Origin of the sequence: Streptomyces sp. HUAS ZL42 (assembly GCF_040782645.1) — a bacterium.
Taxonomy (GTDB): Bacteria; Actinomycetota; Actinomycetes; order Streptomycetales; family Streptomycetaceae; genus Streptomyces.
Genome location: NZ_CP160403.1, coordinates 6710388 through 6730444 on the forward strand (window position 1 = coordinate 6710388; position 20057 = coordinate 6730444).

The window sequence follows — 20057 nt, forward strand, 5'->3', positions numbered from 1 at the left end:
TCGTTCCTACACCAGGGTCGGGGAAATCAGGCGCTGCCGGAGATTGATCCCCGTCACTTCCACGGTCAGCTTGTCCCGGCCGCGGCGAGCCACTGCAGCCGGGACTGGTCCACAGCGCCCTCGTGGAGCGGCGGCCAGCCGGTCGCCGGGGTGAAGTCGTCCAGGACCACCGTCCCGCCGGGGACCAGCAGACGCCCGACGTCGGCTGCCGGATCACCCTCCGTCTTCCCCTGTCCACCGCCGTCCAGCACGAGCAGGTCGTACGGCCCCCGCTCGCCGATCCGCTCCCAGTCGCCGGTGAGCACCTCCACCTCCGGCCGGTCCGCGAACACCTCCGCGGCGACCCGGGCGCGCTCCGGGTCACGCTCCACGCTGACACGCCGTACGCCGTCGCCCGCGCCGGAGGCGAGCCAGGCCAGGCCCACCCCGAACCCCGTGCCGGTCTCCCCGATCAGGCCGCGGGCGCCGCCCGCGAGGGCGTGCAGCAGGCGGCCCTGTTCGGGGCGGCAGGAGTACGGGAAACGGTGGGCGCGGGCGGCGGCGAGGGCTCGTTCGACGAGCGGGGGCAGATGGCCGGTGGAGTCGTACGCGTCCGTTCCGGAGATCGACATGGGCCGATCTGCCGTACGGACAAGGGTGTTGGTCAGGCCGCCGCCTCCACCACATCGGCGACCACGCAGCTGACGTTGTCCGGCCCGCCCGCGTCGTTCGCCGCGCCCACCAGGGCCCGTACGGCCGCGTCCGGGGCCGGAACCGAGCCGAGGAGCTCCCTGATCCGGTCGTCGGGGACGACCCCGGACAGCCCGTCGGAGCACAGCAGGTAGCGGTCACCGGGGCGGGCCTCGTGCAGACGCAGGTCCGGCGTACCCGGGGCGCCACCGCTCAGGGCCTTCAGGAGCAGGGCGGGCTGCGGGTGGGCCGTGGCCTCCTCCGGGGTCAGCCGCCCCTCGTCGAGCATCGACTGCACGACGGTGTGGTCGTGGGTGATGCGGAACAGCCCGCCCTCGCGCAGCACATAGGCACGCGAGTCACCGATGTGCACGAGCGCCAGCTGGGAGCCGGTCCACAGCAGCGCGGTCAGTGTCGTACCGATCTCGTCCGTGCCCTCGGCGACGTCCCGCACGGCCTCCGTGGCGCCCCGCACGGCGTCCTCCAGCAGGTTGAGCACGCTGCCCGCGGGCACCTCCTCGGTGTCCAGGAATTTCAGCGCCTCCACGGCGGCGCTGCTCGCGGGCCCGCCGGCCGGCCCGAACCCGTCCGCGACGGCGAGCAGTCGTGCACTCGCGTACGCAGTGTCCTGGTTGGCGGGCCGGACGTGGCCCCGGTCCGAGTGGGCGGAGTAACGAAGTTCCAGCATGGCTGTGTCCTTTCCCGGTGTGCCTGACAGGTGGTCCACGAGGAACGCGGCGAGGTCGCGCCGCACCGCCGTCTCCGCCTCGACCCGCGCCCAGTAGGCACGTATCTCCCGGGCGGCGGCCGCGGGTTCCAGCGCGCACACCTCACGGATCCGGGCCAGCGGCATGCCCAGCCGCCTCAGCCACGCCACCAGCCGCGCACGCTCGAGCTGCCCGACCGCGTAGTACCGGTACCCGGTGTCCGGGTCGACGCGGGCGGGCCGCAGCAGGTCCAGCTCGTCGTAGAGCCGCAGGGCCTTGGGCGACAGCCGGCACGCCCTGGCGAAGGCGCCGATCGTGAGCATGTCCATGCGCACCCCGTCTCTCTCGTGTTCCGCCACCGATGCTGGGGCTTCACCAAAGGTGAAGGTCAAATGGGTTGCCGCGGTTGCGGGGGCGGCGGTTAACCTGCCAGGCGGATCGTCCCCCCCCCCCGTACCGGATCGGAGTCCTGCCGTGCCCCGCGTCGCCCTCGTCACCTACGACCCCCGGCCGGAGCCCAGCAGGGACGGCGACCTCCCCGTGCTGCTGCGGGCGCTGCGCGAGGCGGGAGCCGAGGCGGACGCCGTGTTCTGGGACGACACGGAGGTCGACTGGGCCGGCTACGACCTCGCCGTCATCCGCTCGACCTGGGACTACAGCTGGCGGGCGGACGAATTCCTGGCGTGGGCGGAGAAGTGCGGGAGCGCCACCCGGCTCGCCAACCCGGTCGAGGTGATCCGCTGGAACAGCGACAAGCGCTACCTCGGGGATCTCACGGCGGCCGGCGTGCCCACGGTCCCCACCCGCTACATGGCCCCCGGTGACCCGGCCGACCTCCCCGGCGACCACGAGTACGTGATCAAGCCCACCTCCGGTGCGGGCGCCCGCTATGCCGCCCGCTACACGCCCGACGACCACGACACGGCCGTACGCCATCTCGCGCGCATGCACGAGGAGGGCTTCACCGCGATGGTGCAGCCGTACATGCGGGGCATCGACGTGGCCGGTGAGCGGGCCCTGCAGTTCTTCGGCGGCCGCCTCGTGCACGCCAGCCGCAAGGGAGCCGTCCTGGACCGGGGCACGGCATACGACGCCGACAAGGTGCCCCACCCGGATCTGGAGCCCTGGCGGCCCACGCCCGCCGAACTCTCCGTCGCCGAACGCGCCCTGGCGGCCGTACCGGACGCACCGGAGCTGCTGTACGCGCGCGTGGACCTCGTGGACGGGGAGGACGGGGAGCCCCGGGTGATGGAGCTGGAGCTGGTCGAGCCGAACCTCTTCCTGTTCCTGCATCCCGACTCGGTGCCGCTGGTCAGGGACGCGATCCTGGTGGCCGCCGGACGCTAGCTTCAGCCGACCACCGCCGTCCGCTGCAGCAAGCCCCAGGTGAACTCGGCGACCACCTCCCGCCGGATCCCTTCGGCGTCCGGAGCCGTGAAGGCCAGGCCCCAGCGGGTCGGGGCCGTGCCCTCCAGGGGGCGGGCCGGGGCGAAGGCGCGGGCCGCCTCGTCGACCGTGCAGGACCAGGGGGTCAGGTCGTCGAGGGTGCGGAGGTCGGGGCCCTGCACTCCCGGGGCGCGGACCAGCCACTCGTTCCAGACCGCGCCGGTGGGGCCGACGAGCACCTCGAAGCGCAGATCGGGCCAGAGGGGGAGGGGCCAGAGCCAGGCCTCGCAGTCCAGGTCGCCGATGCGGCGGGGGGTCGTGGAGTCCGGGATGCCCAGGATCGAGCGGTAGCGGGAGGCCGCCGGACGGGCGCGCGGGGAGCGGAGCATCGCCTGCCACCGCTTGTTGGCCTCGCGCATCTCCGCGATCGACACGCCCAGTTCGTGGCGGGCGTCCTCCACCAGGTCCGGATTGTGGTCGGCCATGCGGCGCAGCAGCACCAGCTGGAAGTCGAGGCGGGTGAAGGGGTCAGCGGGGCGCTTCGGAGTGGGCGGCATGGGAACCATCGTCGCCCATCCCGGCATCCCCGCCCGGGACGCGGCCGTCCGGGAGGAACAGGACGGAGTTGACGTACCGGGGGCGGCTGCGGAAGGGCATCACGCGGCGCAGCAGACCGTCGGAGGCGACGTGCGCGGTCTGCGTCTGGTGGGCCTCCAAGGGGAAGGTCTTCAACGGGACCCAGGTGTCGGCCGGCAGGACCCAGCCGTCGTAGCCGAGCAGGGACAGATACGTCAGCACCGGGGTGATCGGTGCGATGCGGGACTCCAGTTCCACGAACAGGGCCGGGCGGTCGCGGGCGAGGAGGGCCGTCGCCCCGCGCAGCACGGCCAGTTCGTTCCCGTCCACGTCGATCTTGACGAAGCCGACGTCCTTGAGGGCCAGGTCGTCCAGTGTGATGCAGGGGACCTGGAGGGCACGGTCGTGGATGTCGCGGCGGATCAGGGAGGACACGCCCCGGTCGCCCGCGTCGTCCGGCGGCAGCCACAGGCGGGTCGTGCCGGGGCGGTCCGAGGCGGCCGCCCGGATCACGCGGACGTTCGGCGGGGCCGTCGCGGACAGCAGCCGCGCCAGGTGAGGGACGGGCTCGATCGTCACCACCCGGCGCGCCCGTCCGCACAGCCGGCGCGTCCAGGGGCCGTACCAGCCGCCGACGTCGACGGCCGTCCCGCAGTCGGCCGGGCACAGGTCGGCGAGCCGGGCCAGCTCGGGCTCGAAGCGCGGATAGACGGCTCGCGCGGCGGCCGCGACCAGGCGGGCCGGGAGGTGCGGGGCCAGCCGGGCGGCCAGGGTACGGGTCGTCGTCATGGAACCATCCGCTTCAGCAGTTCCTCGTGTTCGTCCTCGGAGACCTGCTCCCCGGAGGACGGCAGCAGCTGCGGGATGCCGTCGGCGATCGGATAACGGCGCCGCAGACGCGGGTTGTAGAGGGCCTCCTGGGAGACCACCTTCTCGTCCGGCAGGAGCAGATGCAGCGGGCCCTTGTCGAGCGGGCAGGCAAGGATCCTCAGCAGCGGGTCGTCGGGGTTCACGGTGGCGTCAACTCCTTGGCACCTATGGGGGGTCGGGGTGCCGGAGCGTCGTGCTTCGGCATGGTCAGCAGAACGGTGACGGCGAGCGCCGTGCCCGCCACGCGCAGGGCGAGCCTGAGCGCGTCGTGCGGCAGCGCCTCGCCGAACGCGAGCGTGCCGAGCACCGCCGTGTACAGCGAGGTCACGGTGGTGCACACCGGCACGATCAGCGAGGCCCGGCAGCGCTGCAGCGCCGCCTGCGACATCACCAGGCCGAACGCGCCGGTGAAGAGGAGCAGGTACGGGTACGGGGAGCGGAGCAGGTCCAGGAACGCGCCGCCGAGGCCGTCGGCCGTGAGGTAGCCGGCCACCCCCTTGATGGCCAGCGAGCTCACGCCGTACAGCAGGCCCACCGCCACGCCGTACTCCACGCCGGTGGTGGGCAGCCGGTGGCGGTGCCGGGCGCGGCGCTCGGAGGAGTTGTACAGCCACACCCCCGCCGCCAGCGACGGCACGCACAGCAGCAGGATCAGCGGGTACGGGGCCGCCCGGCTGACGGTGTCCGAGCCCTCCCGCAGGGACAGGACGACCATGAGCAGCGCGGCGAGGATCGCGCCGAGCGCGTAGCGCTCCCGCCCGGACGTCTCCTCGCCCAGCAGCCGGGCCGACAGCAGCACGAGCAGGACCAGACCGGAGACGAAGATGCCCTGAGCGGCGGCGATCGGCAGCGTCCGGTAGACGACCAGCTGCGCGCCGAAACCGGCGGCGAGCGAAAGCGATCCTCCGATCCACAGCGGACTGCCCAGCACCAGCCGCAGCAGCCGGGCGGGTTGCCGGATCGTCACCTCGGGCAGGGCCGCGAGCGCCCGCTTCTCCAGGACGAAACCGGTGCTGTACAGGACGTTCGCCATCAGGGCCGCGGCCACTCCCCACCACATGGCCTACGTCCTTCGGGCATGGAGAAGGAGGATCGACGCCAACGACGCTCTGGCACAGGCCAGCCGGTCCAGCGGGCGCAGCGGACGCGGTACGCCGTGGAAGGGAGCCCCTTCGAGGCGTACGACCTCGAAGCCGGCCGCGGTGACGAACTCCCGTAGCGCGCGGGCGGTGTAGAGCCGCAGATGCCCCACGACCTCCCGCCCCGGCCGGCCGTGGATCGCCCGCAGGCTGACCTCGGAGAACACCGGCTGGACGCCCGCCAGCAGCAGGGCGCGGTTGTACCAGGCGGCCAGGTTGGGGGTGGAGAGCATCAGATGGCCTCCCGGGCGCAGCACCCGGCGGATCTCGTCCAGTGCGGCGTCCGGGTCGACGAGGTGCTCGACGACCTCGCTGAACAGCACGGCGTCGGCGGAGCCCGTCCTGAACGGCAGCCCGGCGCCGCTGAGTTCGCCGCGGACGGCGTACGGCAGACGTGCTCGGGCGCGGGCGAGCGCGTCCTGGGACCAGTCGACGCCGACGATGCGGTGGCCGGGCAGGAGGGGGGCTGCCGTGGCGGCCGCGGTGCCGTCGCCGCAGCCGATGTCGAGGACGGTCCTGGGAGTGCGGGTGACCGGGCCCAGGGCGGCGGCCAGCATACGGGCCTGGCGGAGGCTGCGGGGGGTGCCGGAGGCGACCGGGACGGCGGGGTCCTCGTAGAAGTCGCGGAGGTCCTTCGGGGGTGCGGGCGTGGTGGTCGCGGTGGTGGTCATTCGCTCACCTCCGTGGTGTGCAGATAGTGCTCGAAGAGGTCGCGGAGGTGGGCGCCGTCGCCGTGGCTGAGCAGGGCGCGCGACCAGCGCAGGGCCAGGTGGAGGCGGCCGGCGGTGGAGGCGGTGGTGACCGTCAGGCCGCGTGGCACACGGGCGGGCGCCGAGAACCACACCGCGTGCGCGCGGCCGGCCTCCGCGCCGAAGTCCAGCGGGTACGGGATGCGGCCGATGTTGCTGAGCAGGGTCGTCGACGTCCAGGGGGCCGCCGCTCTGCGCAGACCGCGGGTGAGGGCCGCGCGCCATGCGACGGGGGTGACCGGGGCGGTGAGAAGGGCGGCGCCGTGGCCCAGTGGGGGGCGGGGAAGGGACTTCAGGGCGCGGGTGCGGGTCGCCGTGCGGCGCAGCAGGTCGGGCAGGTGGGGGTGGGTCAACTCCTCGGGGGTGAAGGGGACTTCGACGAGGCGGGTGCCGTTGCCGATGGGCATGGTGGTGTCGCGGGGCCGGTCGTCGACGGGCATGGTGATGCGGAGGGGGCGGGGGGCGGCGCCGTGTTCCCTGTTCCAGTGGGCGAGGGTCAGGGCGGTGGTGACCATGAGCTGGTCGTTGACCGTGTAGGGGGAGCCCTTGGGGCGGTGGGGGAGGGGGAGTTCGGTGACGAGCATGCCGTTGCCGGGGGAGGGTTCGGGGGTTCCCTGGGCCACGCGGGCGGGCGGGGACCAGTTGGAGGGGATCTGCTCGTCGTGCGGGGGCTGGGGGGCGCGTACGGGGGGTGCGGTGGGGGAGTTGTCCCGGCCGCCGTACAGCTCCGCCGCGGTGGCGAGGACGCGGAGGCAGGCTGGGCCGTCGAGGGCGGTGTGGTTGATGGTGAGGAACAGAACCGTGCCTTTGTTCCGGTGACCGGGGCTGCTGCTGGCGGGTGTCTGCGCTCGCCCGCGCTTGCGGGGTGCCTCCCCCACTCTCGGCTTCGCTCGAGCGGGGGGACCCCCATCGCCCACCCTCCCCCACTCTCGGCTTCGCTCGAGCGGGGCGACCCCCATCGCCCCGGCGGCACGACTGCCCGCAGCTACGGCGAGGTCGACCGCATCGCTCGCCTCGCTCCCCTCCACCGGCCCCGCCGCTCCCTCCACCACCTCCAACCGAATCGGCGGCGAAACGGACAACGGCGGTACCTGCGTCAGCGCCCGCGTCCGCGCGTCCCGCAACGCATCACGCCCCGGCGGCGGGAAGCTCACCACCTCCACATCCGGGTCGGCCGTCAGCTCCCACTCGTAGCGGCGCCGGTACCACCGTCCCGGCGCCTCGCGCATGAGGATGCGGGGATGGCGGTGCAGCGCCTCCGTGAAGGCCTTGCGGAGGCGGTTCGGGTCGAGCGGCCCGGGGAGGTGGACCTCGATGTGGACGGTCTCCGGTTCCTCCTCCTGGACGCAGTGCCGGGCCACCTCGTCCACGGTCGGGAACGGAATCCGTACGGGGTGCTCCGCTGAGGTCATGAGGTCCTGCCCCTCCCCGTGTCGGGTTCGGACGGTCCCGGCGGCCGTTCCGGGCCGCGGGCGGAGACCGTCGGTCCGGACTCGGGGCGCGGCCCCGGGACCGTGGCCTCTGCCCCGGATCCCGCGCCCGGCCCGCTCTCGCCCCGGCGCCGCCGCGGCAGCTGCTGCGTCGGCGCCTCCGAAGCCGCCCCGCCGACCGGCGGCATCACCGCCGTCGAGCCGGGTCCGTCGCGGCCGTCCGGCCCCTCGTTCTCCCGCACGCTCACCAGACCCGCGAACAACCCGATCAGCGCCAGCAGTTGGGCCGTGTGTCCGAAGGCCCCCTCGCCCGCGGCCACCGGCTCGCCGGCCCCCGTGGCCGCCGCGATTCCCGCGCCCGCGAGGGCCAGGAACGCCAGCGGCACCAGCAGGGCGTGCCGTCGGTACGCCAGCAGTGCCAGCGCAGGGACCAGCAGCGCGAACCATCCGGCGATCACCGCGGCCACCAGCGTCAGCGCCACCGTCCCCAGCCACAGCCCGGGCGGCGGCGGCACCGGCTGCGGCTCGTCGGGGTTGGGCGCGCGCCGGCGCCACAGTGCCAGGCCCAGCAGCAGCGCGAGTCCGACCCCGCTGCCGATCAGCCCGGCCTCGTACGTCGTCGCCGGCTCGTACGACAGCTTGACCGTGCCGCCCGCCCCGGCCGGGATCCGCCAGCCCTGCTGCCAGCCGTCGAGCCGGACCGGGCTCAGCTCCTTGCCGTTGAGCGTGGCCCGCCAGCCGTCGTTGTGGTTCTCGTACGTCGTCAGGTACACGGCGGCGCCCGCGCCGACCGTCACCTCTCGGCGGTCGCCGAGCCAGTCCCGTATCCGCAGGTCCCGACCGGGTTGCGCGGGCGGGGAAACCGTCCCGTGCGTCAGTGTCACGTCCGTCAGCGCCAGCGGACCGGCGTCGCCCGACTCGACGCGGTGCTCGCCGGTCGACAGGTCCAACTCGGTATCCGTACGCCCCTCCTGGCAGAGCGTCACCTCAACCGCCCGGCGCTCCACCAGGTCCCGTACGGTCCCCTTCACCGCCGTCCGGTACAGCTCACCGTCCACCGCCAGCAGCGGCCCCCGACCGCACGGCAGGGAGAAGGGCCGGTCGCCGGTGGGCTGCGGGGTGCGGTAGCGCTCGCCGAGTGCCGGGACGTACGCCTCCGTGAGGCCCACCGGCAGTTGGAGGTCCTCGTCCGCGACCGGGTTGTGCAGGGTCAGCGGGGCCGTCTTGGTGATCGTGATGTCCAGGGAGTCCGTGGTGATCGGGTCGAAGCGGGTCGCGCCGTTCTCGTCGACGCCCGCGATCGCCGCCCCGTCCGGGGAGCTGATCTCCACCTCGGTGGGCCGGGTGGACAGGCCCCCGGCCGGCGCCAGCACCACTTCACCCACCGCCACCTTTCCCTGCCAGCGCAGATGGATCGTGGGCCGGTCGCCCGCGAGCCACGCCGTCGTCAGGTCGCCGTCGGTGAGGTTGCGGGCGGACAGGCTCGCGCCCAGGTCCGCCGTGGAGTCCGCGGTCGCGGTGACGCGTGTCGCCTGGTCCGGCGCGACCGTGTACAGCAGTTCGTCGAGCGCCTCGCCCGCGACCGGCACCGCGCTCGCCTTCACCTCGTACGTCCCCGCGGCCGAAGTGGAGAAGACGCGGTGCAGGCCGGCCTCGGTGCCCGTCGGTGAGAGGCCCGTCGGGTCGGGTGTGCGGTGCAGGGAGACGACCGAGGCGGCGGTGTCCGCGGCGTCCGCGTCCGTGGGCAGCCGCAGCAGGCGCGTCACCTGAACGTCCGGCAGGGCGATCTCCGAGAAGCCCGCGCCGGTCAGACCGGAGCGGCGGGCCACCGAGTCGACGATCGTCAGCTTCATCCAACTCGTCCCGCCGGGAGGTGCCTTGACGGTCTGCGCGCTTCCGTCGGGGCGCAGGAAGCTGGTCCGCGACCCCTTCTCGGTCTCCACCCGCACCCGTGTCGCCGCCGACCGCACGCTCTCCTGCGGCAGCGGGGTGACCTTGAACGACGACGGCATGTCGTACGCGTCGTCCGTGAACGCGATCCGCAGCCACTGGCCGTCCGCCGAACCCGGCGACCCCTCCGTCCAGGCGGTGTCCGGGTTGCCGTCGAAGGCGTTCACCGGGTCGAACTGGGGCAGGTGGAACAGCCAGTTGCCGCTCGAGGACGCCGTGACCGAGCGGGCACCCCGCAGTTGCGCCACCGTCTGGTGGTCGAGTCCCTTCGCCGGCAGGATCTGGTGCGGCTTCTCGCCCGGGTCCTGCGTGGCGTCCGGCGCGTTGCGCTCGGTGGCGGTGTACGTGTACGACGTGTTGGCGTTGACCAGGCCGAACCGTGTGTCGGCGCGGCGCAGTCCGTCGCCGACGATCTGCAGGGGCGGGGTGCCGAGGCCGGGGTGGTTGTCACCGGTGAGGACCGTCGCCCGGCCGCGCAGCCCGGAGGCGAGCGGGAGCAGTGCCTCGGGGCCGCCGGAGACGGCCGCAGTGTCCGCGACCGGCAGCAGTCCCGCCTGCCGGGGGTGGGGCACGGCGGTGTCCCGGGGCATGTAGATCTCCACGGCCCGCTCCCGCGGATACAGGCCTTCCACCTGCAGCGGGGTGCCGTTTGCGATCCGGCCGCCCGTCATGACCGGCCCGAAGCCCCACACACGCCGGTAGCCGGACTGCTCCAGGGTGCGTTTCACGGTCGTGGTCGGCACGTAGCCGATCTGGTCGGGGTCGAGGTCGCCCCGGACGACGACGTAGTAGATGCCGGCACGACTCAAGTAGTCGGCCAGGCCGGGTACTTCGCCGCCACTCATCAGCGCCTGCTCGACCGCGTCCATCGCGCGCCGGTTGCCGGGCGTGCCGAACGGGACGTAGTCCCGCTGCGCCCAGCGGCTGTCGGCGACCACATCGAGGGGCTGGTCGATGGGGGAGCCCCAGGTGTAGATGCCGTGCGCGGTGGCCGGGACGACCAGGGCGCGCGCGTCCGGCGAGTACTCCTTGAGCCGATCCGCCGTCGCCTTCCAGTACTTGGGTATCTCCTGGAAGGAACCCGGGTTGAGGATCGAGCCGTTCAGGTACGGCCACATCAGCCCCGGCAGGACGAGGACCGCCGCGACGAGCGGGGCGTACCGGCGTCCGCGCACGGGACGGGCCCCGCGCGACTCGGCGGCCACGCCCACCAGATGGGCCAGGCCCAGCACCAGCGCCAGGGCGAGGCCCGTCTGGAACTTGTAGATGTTGCGGAACGGCACCAGCCAGCCGTTCAGCCAGTCCTGCACGACCCCGTGGAAGGGCGCCCCGAACGCGCCGCCGTACCCGGCGAGCAGGACCAGGGAGACCGACACCACGGTCAGCACCAGCCAGCGCCGTTCGGGCATGTCACGGCGGGCGAGCCCCGCAAGGCCCAGCCCGGCGGCCAGTGCCGAGCAGACGATCACGACCACCGAGGAGGCAACCGTCCAGCCCGCGGGCAGCCAGGCCTCCCCGAAGTGCAGGTAGGCGACCCAGTTGCCTGCGCCGCGCAGGGACTCCGTCGCCGACATGGTCTCCGTCGTGGTCCGCGCGGTCTCGACGTACGGCAGGAAGTTCTCGCCGTACACGCCCAGCAGCAGCAGCGGGATCCACCACCAGGCCGTCGCCACGATCACTCCGGGCACCCACCAGGCGATCAGCCTGCGCTGCCGCGGTCCGGGCGGGCGGGAGAGCAGGTACAGGCCGACGGGGAGCAGGGAGGCGAGTGTCGCGGCCGCGTTGACGCCGCCCATGAACGGCACGAGCAGTGCCGAGCGCAGGGCGGCGACCCGGGCGGTGTACCGCTCGTCGGTCAGCGGCAGCAGCACCCACGGCAGGAAGGCGCCGGGCAGCGCGGCCGCCGAGGTGGAGCCGACGACGGTGGTGAACACCGGCCACAGCGCGTACACGACGGCCGCGAGCAGCCGGGAGCCGCCGCTGCCGACGCGCAGCCTCTCCGTCAGCCGCAGCGCGCCCCAGAAGGCGACCGACACGATCAGTGACAGCCACAGCCGTTCGGCCAGCCACACCGGCAGACGTACGAGATCGGCCAGCCAGTAGAACGGCAGCATCGGCCACAGATAGCCGACGTACTGGTCCTGGATCCCGCCGAAGGACCCCTGGTCGTGCCACAACTGGCCCAGGTCGGAGAGGAACCGGCCCGGATCGACCGTGACGCCGAGCTTGGTGTCGAAGGTCTGCCGTCCCGGGTGCACCGCGAGCAGCAGGACGAGCACCACGGCCCAGAACCCCAGCAGCCAGCGCCGCGAGCGCGGACCGTCCGGCGGGCCCGCGGTGGCCGCGGTGGTGGGGACGGCTGCCGGGGGAGGAGCCTGGACCGTGGTCGTCATGGGGGACACCGCCGGAGGACGAGGAGGAGGTTCCAGGTGGCCAGCTCGCGTATGCCGGGCGCTCGTACGACGGCTTCCGCGAGGAACGGCCAGTAGCGGGAGCGCGCCGAGACGACCGTGACGTCGTCGCGAGCGCGCACCTGCCGCAGGGTGGCGCCGATGTGCACGGCGAACAGGTTCTCGCCGAGGGTGTGCTTGGCCGGCCGGCCGGTACGGCGGCGGTAGCGGGCGCGGGCCCGCTCGGCCCCGAGGTAGTGCCAGGGGGCCCACTCGTGCCCGCCCCACGGGGACAGCCAGTTGGTGAACGACACGTAGATCAGCCCGCCGGGCCGGGTCACCCGCACCAGTTCGCTGAGGAACGTCTGCGGATCGGCCACGTGCTCGAGGACGTTGGAGGAGAAGGTGACGTCGGCGACCCCGTCGGCCAGGGGCAGCAGATAGCCGTCCGCGATCACGGTTCCCTCGGGGGGCTTCTCGCCCAGCTCCCGCACGTCCGGCTCGAAGAGATGGGCGTGCGCGCCGCGGCTGCGGAACTCCTCGGTGAAGTACCCGCTGCCACCGCCGACGTCCACCACGGTCCGCCCGGCGACCGGCCCGTCGTACGCCTCGACCTGGTCGACGGCGTCCCGGGCGAGCAGGGAGTAGCAGGCGCCGGGGTCGTCCTGCTCGTGCCGGAAGGCACGGAAGAGGGCGAGGGAACGGCGTATCGAGGGGTCCCTGAGGCCGGTCCCGGTCATGGGGACCAGCTCCTCACCGCCTCGGCGGCCACGACCCGGAACTGTCGCACCGTGCGGTGCCAGCGATACCGCGCCGCGTGATCGCGGGCCGCCTTGCCCATGAGTTCACGTCGGTGCCCGGACAGGGCCAGCGTGCACCAGGCCGCCGCGAAGGAGGACTCGCCGTGCGCGAGGACGCCGGTTTCACCGTCGAGTACGGAGTCCCGCAGTCCGGGTACGTCGAAGGCGATCGCCGGGGTTTCGCGTGCGGCCGCCTCCGTCACCACCAGACCCCAGCCCTCCATCGCGGAGGGGTGCACCAGCAGCCAGGCGGCGCACAACAGCCGGTGCTTCTCCGCCTCGGACACATGGCCCGTGAACTCCACGCCGGGTCCGGCGAGTTGCTCGAGCCGTTCCCGCTCGGGCCCGTCGCCGACGATCAGCAGCCGGCCGCCGGTGACCGGGCGCACCCGCTCCCACAGCCGCAGCAGCAGGTCGATCCGCTTGTACTCGACGAGCCGTCCCACGGCCACGAACAGCGGTTCCGGCGAGCGCTCGGCCCGCGGCCCCGGCTCCTCGACCCCGTTGTGCACGACCCGGATGCGGTCCCGCTCGACGCCGATGGCGCGCAGGGCATGTGCCGTCGAGGGGGACACGGCGACCAGCAGACTCCGGTGCTGCGCCGTGGTCAGCGCCCAGTGTTCGAGTCTTCGGCCGATCCGGGCGGCCGGGGCGAGCGGTCCGCCGAACCGCATCTTCCACACGTCCGTGTGGACGTGGTTGACCAGGCACAGCGTGGGGCCGTGGTGCCAACGGGGCGCCAGGTACGGCACGCCGTTGCACACCTCGACCAGCAGGTCGGTCTCGCCGACCTGGCGGTCGAAGGCCGAGCGGGCGCGCAGGTAGTGGCCGTAGGCACCGCCCGCCGACACCACACGGTAGTCGCGGTAGGCAGCCGGTCCGCCGCACAGCAGGGTCACCTGGTGACCGAGCCGGGTCAGTCCGTCGGCGAGCCGGTCGACGAGCAGCTCGGAGCCGCCGGCGTGGGGATTGCCGAGGTCACGGTGGGCGAGGAAAACGATTCGGCGCGGTTGTGGGGGGAGCGCCGAAGGGTGCTGCGACGCCCGGGGATACGCGGCGCGCAGCTGGGACGGCACGTGCTGGGGCATGGGTGCTCCAACTCGTCTCGGGGTGCGGAACTCAGCGTGGGGCAGGGGTCGTTTCTGTGCGGGGTCTGAGCTCTACGTGGGTGGGGGGTGTGGACGGGCTGTGCTGGGGTGGGGTTGGACAGTTTTCGCCCAGCCGTTCGCCACGGCTACTCACCGAGGTGACAATTTCGGCGGTTATTAGATCTGACGTATCGTCAAATCGTGAGCGGAACCGGGGGCGTCTCGGATGTTTCGTCGCCATTGGGCTGCTTCCGCCCACGCGCCACCAAAACGCCACCCACCACCGCGAGTACGAATCCGGCCACAGCCGCCCCGACCGGCAGCGTCTCGCTCACCATGCGCAGTTGACCGCTGTCCTTCTTCGCCTGCCGCACTGCCTCCTTCTGCGTCTCGGTGGTGAAGGCGATCTTGCGGCTGTCCAGCAGCACCACCGCGTCCGTCTTCGCGCCCGGCGCCCGCAGCGTCCGCTTCGGGCCGGTCTGCGCGTAGATCACCCGGCCGGTGCGCTGGTCCACGATCAGCTCGAGGCCGTGGTTGGAGTACCACTCCTCGGCCAGTACCTGCGGCCGGTTCGGCTGGTCGACGATGGCGCCCGGGACCAGCCGGGTGCCGACCTTCGCCGGCGCAACAGTGCCGGTGAACCGGTATCCCGTGTACCCCTGCACCTTCTTGGTGCCCTGGTAGCGCAACGTGACCGTCGAGCCGAGGGAGTTGTCCCACCAGCTGTAGGAGCGCTTCTGCACGTCGAACGGGAACTTCAGGTAGGCCTCGCCCTCGATGTACGGCGTCTCCTTGCAGCAGTGCACCGGCTTGGTCGTCTTCCGGTTCATGACCCAGCGGTGCGGGACGAAGTCCAGCGCGTCGTGCGGATCGGCCGCAGGCAGCGACTTGTCGGTGTCCACCGTGGTCGTCACGTCCCAGACGGCGTTGCCGCTGCGCTCACTGTCCGCCACGTTGCCCCGCACCCGCTGGGTGACGGTGATGCGCTGGTCCGGCACGGTCTCGATCTTCTCGGTGTCGAAGACGCTGCCCGTGCCGCGATAGACGGCGGTGGTGTCGATGTCGATGGGGTTCACGGCGGCGCGTGGGCTGACGTACCAGGCCAGCAGGGGCGCGAGTACCAGCAGAAACGTGCCGAGACCCAGCAGGATCAGGGAGAAGGGCGAGGCAGTACGGCGCATCCGGGCACTCCAGGTCCGAGAAGGAACAGTGCGCGTGCGAGTCGTCCCACCCCTATGGGCCGGGAACCGTAGGCGCCCCTTGACGGGCTGTCAATGCTTGTCGACACTGGGCCGACAGGCAGGGGTGGGGCACCGGGGTGGGACGACCTCCGGACAGAGAGGCTGACCCTGCGATGTCCAGACTGCTCGCCGCCGCACTGACCATGGCGGCCGCCGCCGCCCTCGCCGCGGGCGCCGCACTCGGCGTCGTCGCACTGCTCGAGGCGACGCCCGACCAGCCGAACACCCCGCTGATCACATACGAGCAAGCGGGGGAGGGGGGTTGACCCGTGCCCGGCCGTAGCGCGCCGGAGGCGAACCGAAGAGTGGCAGCTCGACCGGCACCCGTCACCACCCGCTCGGCCTGGCACGAGGTGCCCCGACTCCAGGTGCGCCGGTTCGCCGCGATCGCCATGGCCGAGGCGCCCGAGCTCGCCGAGGAGATCCTGCGCGAGATCCGCCGCGAATACCCCCACCTGCCGGTCGTCCTCGACGAGAACGGTGAGCCGATGGCCCTGGTCGGCATCCGCCGCGCCATCGAGGTCTTCGTCCAGCACCTGGAGACGGCGGAGGGCCGCCCGACGGTGCCGCCCGGGGTCTTCCAGGAGTTCGGGCGCGGCGAGGGCCTCAACGGCCGCAGCCTGGATTCCCTGCAGGCCATCTACCGGATGGGCGTACGGCTGGCCTGGCGCCGTTTCGCCGAGATCGGACAGCGGGTGGAGATCCCGCCGCCGGCGATGTACGAGCTGGTCGACGCGGGCTACGAGTACCTCGACGGCCTGGTCGACCAGTCGGTGCGCGGCTACGCGGAGGCCGCCGCACGGCAGGCCGGCGAGCGCCTGCGCCTGCAGCGCCGCCTGATGGAGCTGCTGCTCGCCGAGCGCCACCGGGGCGACCCGGCCGACGCGCTCGCGGAACGGGCCGCGCGGGTCGGCTGGCCCCTGCCCGAGAAGGTCGCGGTGGGGGTGCTGCTGCGTCCGGCGCGGGAGGCGATGGCGCCCGCGGTGGGGCAGGGGGTGCTGCTCGACATGGAGTGCGAGCAGCCGCGCATGGTCGTGCCCGAGCCCGACGCGGGGGGCCGGCCCGAGCTGCTGCACCGGGCGCTGGCCGGCTGGGCCGGCGCGATCGGCCCGCCGGTGCCGCTGGCCGACGCGTCGAAGTCGCTGCGCTGGGCCGAGGCCGCCGTACACCTCATGGAACGGCGGCTGCTGCCGGCCGGGGAGGTTCTGCACTGCACCGAGCACACGGAGGCGCTGGTCCTGCTGCAGCCGGAGGAGCTGATCGACGACCTGGCCCTGAGGTGCCTGGCCCCCTTGGCGCAGTGCGGGCCCACGCATGGGCGACGGCTTGCGGAAACGTTACTGGCGTGGCTGGAGACGCGGGGTGGGGCGCCGGAGGTGGCGGCTCGGCTCGGTGTCCATCCCCAGACCGTCCGTTACCGTCTCCGTCAGATCCGTGAACTGTGGGGCGACGAGATCGACGATCCGGACCGGCGTTTCGAGCTGGAGCTTGTCCTGCGGGCCCAGCGGCTGAGGGGGACGCTGGGCGAAACGCGGGCCGGGGACTGAAGGCCGGGTTCGGGCGCGATCGGCAGGTTCGGAGGTGGTCGGCGCACGCCCATTGCCCGGACAAACACAGTTTGAGTAGCCTGTGTTCGTCATTCCGATCGACTGTTGAAATATCGAACGATCGCCACACAGACACCAAAGGGAGGGGGCCGGACGTGGGACGCCTCGTACCTGCTGTGACCAGGGCTCTCGACATCCTCGAGCTCTTCCTCGACGGGGACGGGACGCTCTCCGCTCCGGACATCGTGCGCAAGCTCCAGCTGCCGCGCACGACCGTCCACGAGCTGGTCACCACGCTCGCCGCCCGGTCGTACATCGCCCCGGTGCCCGGACAGCCAGGACGCTACCGGCTCGGTGTCCGCCCGTACCAGCTCGGCAGCCGCTACGCCGAGCAGCTCGACCTCGCCGCCGAGGGTCAGCAGGTTGCCCGGTCCGTCGCCGAGACCTGCGACGAGACCGTGCACGTGGCGATCCTCGAGGGCACCGACGTGATCTACATCGCCAAGGTGGACTCCACGCACGCCGTCCGGATGGTGTCCGCGGCCGGGCGTCGTCTGCCCGCCCACTGCACCTCCGTCGGCAAGATGCTGCTTGCCTCCCTTCCCGAGCAAGAGCTCGCCGCCCGGATCCCCGACGACGCCGACCTCGTTCGGATGACTCCGAACAGCATTACCGACCCGGCCGCTCTGCGCGAGACCCTTGCGGCGATCCGGCAGCGCGGCATCGCGGTGGAGAACCGCGAGTCGAACCCCGACGTCTCCTGCGTGGCGGCCCCGGTACGCGACCGCACCGGGCAGGTCGTCGCCGCGTTGTCGATCTCCGTGCCCATGATCCGCTGGAGCGAGGAGCGCCGCGGTGAGCTGGAGCAGCTCGCCGTCAAGGGCGCGGTCGAGCTGTCGGAGAACCTCGGCTACCGGAGCGTGGGGTGAGCTACACGTACGAGGTGGCGGTACGGGCCGAGGCGACCCTCGGCGAGGGACCGACGTGGGACGCGCAGGCCGGGCGGCTGATCTGGATAGACATCCTGGGCTCCCGTATCAACACGTACGACCCCGGCTCCGGGCGGCGTACGGTCCGCACGACCGACCAGCACGTCGGCGCCGTCAAGCCGCGCGCGGGCGGCGGGCTCGTGCTGAACCTGCGCGACGGGGTGGGTGTGCTGGACGCGGACGAGACGTTCCGCTGGCTCCACCACGAGCCGGTGCCGGGCCGCCGGGCCAACGACGCCGCCGTCGCCCCCGACGGCTCCCTCTGGGCGGGCACCATGCGCTACGACGAGGCGGCGGGCGGCGGCACGCTGTCCCGGATCACCGGTGACGGCTCCGTCGAGGTGGTCCTCGGCGACGTGGCCGTGAGCAACGGGACGGGCTGGAGCCCGGACGGCCGCCTCATGTACTACGTCGACTCGCCGACGGGCCGGGTGGACGTCTTCGACCACGAGGACGGCCGGGTGACGAACCGGCGGCCGCTGGTCGAGATCGAGGAGGGTGCGGGCTTTCCCGACGGGCTGACGGTCGATGCGGACGGGTGCGTGTGGGTTGCGCTGTGGGACGGCGCGGCGGTGCGGCGCTACACGCCGGACGGCACGCTGGACCGCGTGCTCGAACTGCCGACGCCGAGGGTCACTGCGTGCGCTTTCGGGGGGTCCGACTTGACGGACCTGTACATCACGACGGCTCGCGTGGGCCTGGAGGCTCCGCATCCGGTGGCGGGGTCGCTGCTGGTGGTACCGGGGGCGGGGAAGGGGTTGGCACAGCCGGCGTTCGAGGGCTAGGGCGTCGCCGGTGGCGGTGCGGCACGGTTGCCGTCGGCCCGCGGGCATGCGTGCCGCCTGGGGCGGCACGGGTGGGCGCGGGCGGCACCCCCGTTGGCGCCGGGTTGCGCGGCCTACCTCGCGCCGGCGCCAACGCCGGGTGCCTGTTGTTCCGGCTTGGCGGGCCGCAGGCCCTCGCGGCACCCCGTTGGCGCCGGGTTGCGCGGCCTACCTCGCGCCGGCGCCAACGCCGGGTGCCTGTTGTTCCGGCTTGGCGGGCCGCAGGCCCTCGCGGCACCCCGTTGGCGCCGGGTTGCGCGGCCCACCTCGCGCAGCACCAACGCCGGCCGCCACCCCTACCCCCGCCGAGACACCCCCCGCACAATCTCCCCCTCCTCCACAGTCAACGGCGGCCCCTCCAACGCCGGCAGCGACGGCCCGTTCAGTACCGCCAGCAGTGTCCCGGGACGCAGCAACCGCCCCGCCCCCGCCCGCAGACTCGACACGTCCCACAGCGCCGCCGCCGCCGGATACGAACCCGTCGCCGCCTTCATCAGGCGGCGCGAGAACCGCGTGACGAGACGGTCGGAGACCTTCGGCTTCGCCCCCCGCGTCTGCGGGTACCAGACGTCCTGCCCCACAGCCGTCGCCCACGCCGCCTCCACCCACCGCGCCGCCCCCCGCTGCACCCGCCGGGCGAGCCCCGCAGAGGCCACCCCGCCGGCCCGCACCTCGCGGCCCAGGACCTGCGCGCCCAGCGCCGCCACCGACATGCCCTGCCCGTACGTCGGATTGAAGGTGGCCAGCGCATCACCGAGGACGACGAACCCTTCGGGCCAGTCACGCACCTTCTCCAGATAGCGCCGGGAGTTGTGCGTACTGCGGCTGACGTGTACGCCGGTCAGCGGCTCCGCGCCGGATATGAGCCGGCCGACGACGGGGTGCGCCAGATCGAGGGCGTACCGCAGGAAGCCGTCCGGATCGCTAGGCGGCTCCCCACCGCGCGTGCCGCCGAGGCTGACCATCCAGCGGCCGCCCTCGATGGGCAGGACCATCCCGCTGCGACCCGGCCGGCCCGCGTACGGATCGGCGTGCACGACCGTCATGGGGAACCGCCCGGCACCCTCCGGGGCGCGGTAGAGGCGCGTGGCGTTGACCAGCCCGCTGTCGACGGTCCGTTCACGGATCCCGGTGACACCGAGCCCGCCCAGCCACCGCACCACCCGCGAGCCCCGCCCGCTCGCGTCCACCACGAAGTCGGCGTCAAGTGCCGCCTCACCGCCGGCGGTTGAGAGACGCACACCGGTCACGCGCCCGGCGCCACCCACGAGTTCCAGCACCTGAGCCTTGCGGATCTCGACCGGCGTGTGGGCCAGCACCGCGGCCCGTACCGTCCAGTCGAGCAGCGCCCGGCTGCAGGCGATCATCCGCGGCCCCTCGTGGTTCCAGCGCCGGAACCAGCCCTCCGGGGTCAGCGCCACCATGTCCCGGCCGAGGGACAGGTCGTGTGCCCCCGCGGCGAGCAACCGCTCGCGCAGGCTCACGGCCGGCACGAGCTCCTCCATGGCGTCCGCGCCTCCGGCCAGCAGGACATGGGCGTGCCGCCCCTGCGGGAGCCCCTTGCGGGGTTCGGGCCCGTCGGGCAGATCGTCGCGGTCCAGTACGACCACTTCGTCCGCGCCTCCGGCGGACAGCGCGGCCGCGGCCAGCATGCCGGCCAGACCGGCACCGATGACGACAGCTCTACGCGTCATGGGGCTCC

Annotated in this window: 18 protein-coding genes; 5 read left to right on the forward strand and 13 right to left on the reverse strand. The window is 73.0% G+C overall.

All coding sequences use genetic code 11. The features are described 5' to 3' along the window. Positions 1-65: 65 nt before the first annotated feature. Both ABZO29_RS30560 and ABZO29_RS30565 read right to left on the reverse strand, forming a co-directional pair. The gene (locus tag ABZO29_RS30560) at positions 66-611 is read right to left on the reverse strand and encodes an O-methyltransferase (protein ID WP_367323386.1); all 546 of its coding nucleotides are present in this window, start codon (positions 609-611) and stop codon (positions 66-68) included. 32 nt (positions 612-643) lie between these two features. Then, on the reverse strand, positions 644-1705 hold the full coding sequence (locus ABZO29_RS30565) for a MerR family transcriptional regulator (protein WP_367323387.1): 1062 nt from the start codon (positions 1703-1705) through the stop codon (positions 644-646). Positions 1706-1850: 145 nt separating this feature from the next. Between ABZO29_RS30565 and ABZO29_RS30570 the strand changes: the two genes are divergently transcribed. Then, positions 1851-2723 (forward strand): RimK family alpha-L-glutamate ligase, encoded by an 873-nt coding sequence (locus ABZO29_RS30570; RefSeq protein WP_367323388.1) that lies wholly within the window; start codon positions 1851-1853, stop codon positions 2721-2723. Between the two features lie 2 nt (positions 2724-2725). Here the strand turns inward: ABZO29_RS30570 and ABZO29_RS30575 are convergent, their stop codons facing one another. The 10 genes from ABZO29_RS30575 to ABZO29_RS30620 form a co-directional block, all read right to left on the reverse strand. Beyond that, on the reverse strand, positions 2726-3328 hold the full coding sequence (locus tag ABZO29_RS30575; protein WP_367323389.1) for a hypothetical protein: 603 nt from the start codon (positions 3326-3328) through the stop codon (positions 2726-2728). Then, positions 3291-4127, reverse strand: coding sequence for an FkbM family methyltransferase (locus ABZO29_RS30580; RefSeq protein ID WP_367323390.1), 837 nt, complete (start codon positions 4125-4127; stop codon positions 3291-3293). Before ABZO29_RS30580 ends, ABZO29_RS30575 begins: the two co-directional genes overlap by 38 nt. Continuing rightward, a complete protein-coding gene (locus ABZO29_RS30585) occupies positions 4124-4351 on the reverse strand; it encodes a Trm112 family protein (RefSeq protein WP_367323391.1) in 228 nt (75 codons plus the stop codon). Before ABZO29_RS30585 ends, ABZO29_RS30580 begins: the two co-directional genes overlap by 4 nt. After that, a complete protein-coding gene (locus ABZO29_RS30590; RefSeq protein WP_367326294.1) occupies positions 4348-5256 on the reverse strand; it encodes a hypothetical protein in 909 nt (302 codons plus the stop codon). Before ABZO29_RS30590 ends, ABZO29_RS30585 begins: the two co-directional genes overlap by 4 nt. Before the next feature lie 15 nt (positions 5257-5271). Next, on the reverse strand, positions 5272-6018 hold the full coding sequence (locus ABZO29_RS30595; protein ID WP_367323392.1) for a class I SAM-dependent methyltransferase: 747 nt from the start codon (positions 6016-6018) through the stop codon (positions 5272-5274). Continuing rightward, entirely contained in the window at positions 6015-7508 is a 1494-nt protein-coding gene (locus ABZO29_RS30600; RefSeq protein WP_367323393.1) for a condensation protein, read from the reverse strand. Before ABZO29_RS30600 ends, ABZO29_RS30595 begins: the two co-directional genes overlap by 4 nt. Next, entirely contained in the window at positions 7505-11869 is a 4365-nt protein-coding gene (locus tag ABZO29_RS30605; RefSeq protein ID WP_367323394.1) for an alpha-(1->3)-arabinofuranosyltransferase family protein, read from the reverse strand. The genes ABZO29_RS30600 and ABZO29_RS30605 overlap by 4 nt, the downstream gene beginning before the upstream one ends. Beyond that, positions 11866-12606, reverse strand: a complete 741-nt coding sequence (locus tag ABZO29_RS30610; RefSeq protein ID WP_367323395.1) for a class I SAM-dependent methyltransferase — start codon at positions 12604-12606, stop codon at positions 11866-11868. Before ABZO29_RS30610 ends, ABZO29_RS30605 begins: the two co-directional genes overlap by 4 nt. After that, positions 12603-13754 (reverse strand): glycosyltransferase family 4 protein, encoded by a 1152-nt coding sequence (locus ABZO29_RS30615; RefSeq protein ID WP_367323396.1) that lies wholly within the window; start codon positions 13752-13754, stop codon positions 12603-12605. Before ABZO29_RS30615 ends, ABZO29_RS30610 begins: the two co-directional genes overlap by 4 nt. A gap of 194 nt (positions 13755-13948) precedes the next feature. Beyond that, positions 13949-14935: a DUF3068 domain-containing protein gene (locus tag ABZO29_RS30620; RefSeq protein WP_367323397.1), complete on the reverse strand. Its 987-nt coding sequence runs from the start codon at positions 14933-14935 to the stop codon at positions 13949-13951. A 173-nt stretch (positions 14936-15108) separates the two neighbouring features. Between ABZO29_RS30620 and ABZO29_RS30625 the strand changes: the two genes are divergently transcribed. The 4 genes from ABZO29_RS30625 to ABZO29_RS30640 all read left to right on the forward strand — a co-directional run bounded on the left by ABZO29_RS30625 (position 15109) and on the right by ABZO29_RS30640 (position 18316). Beyond that, positions 15109-15261 (forward strand): hypothetical protein, encoded by a 153-nt coding sequence (locus ABZO29_RS30625; RefSeq protein ID WP_367323398.1) that lies wholly within the window; start codon positions 15109-15111, stop codon positions 15259-15261. A 39-nt stretch (positions 15262-15300) separates the two neighbouring features. Further along, positions 15301-16542 carry a PucR family transcriptional regulator gene (locus ABZO29_RS30630; protein WP_367323399.1) on the forward strand — a complete coding sequence of 414 codons (1242 nt, stop codon included), beginning with the start codon at positions 15301-15303 and terminating at the stop codon, positions 16540-16542. Positions 16543-16697: 155 nt separating this feature from the next. Further along, positions 16698-17471, forward strand: a complete 774-nt coding sequence (locus ABZO29_RS30635; RefSeq protein WP_367323400.1) for an IclR family transcriptional regulator — start codon at positions 16698-16700, stop codon at positions 17469-17471. After that, a complete protein-coding gene (locus tag ABZO29_RS30640; RefSeq protein WP_367323401.1) occupies positions 17468-18316 on the forward strand; it encodes an SMP-30/gluconolactonase/LRE family protein in 849 nt (282 codons plus the stop codon). The genes ABZO29_RS30635 and ABZO29_RS30640 overlap by 4 nt, the downstream gene beginning before the upstream one ends. A gap of 335 nt (positions 18317-18651) precedes the next feature. Here ABZO29_RS30640 and ABZO29_RS30645 read toward each other — a convergent pair whose 3' ends face one another. Beyond that, positions 18652-20049 (reverse strand): NAD(P)/FAD-dependent oxidoreductase, encoded by a 1398-nt coding sequence (locus ABZO29_RS30645; protein ID WP_367323402.1) that lies wholly within the window; start codon positions 20047-20049, stop codon positions 18652-18654. Between the last annotated feature and the right edge of the window lie 8 nt (positions 20050-20057).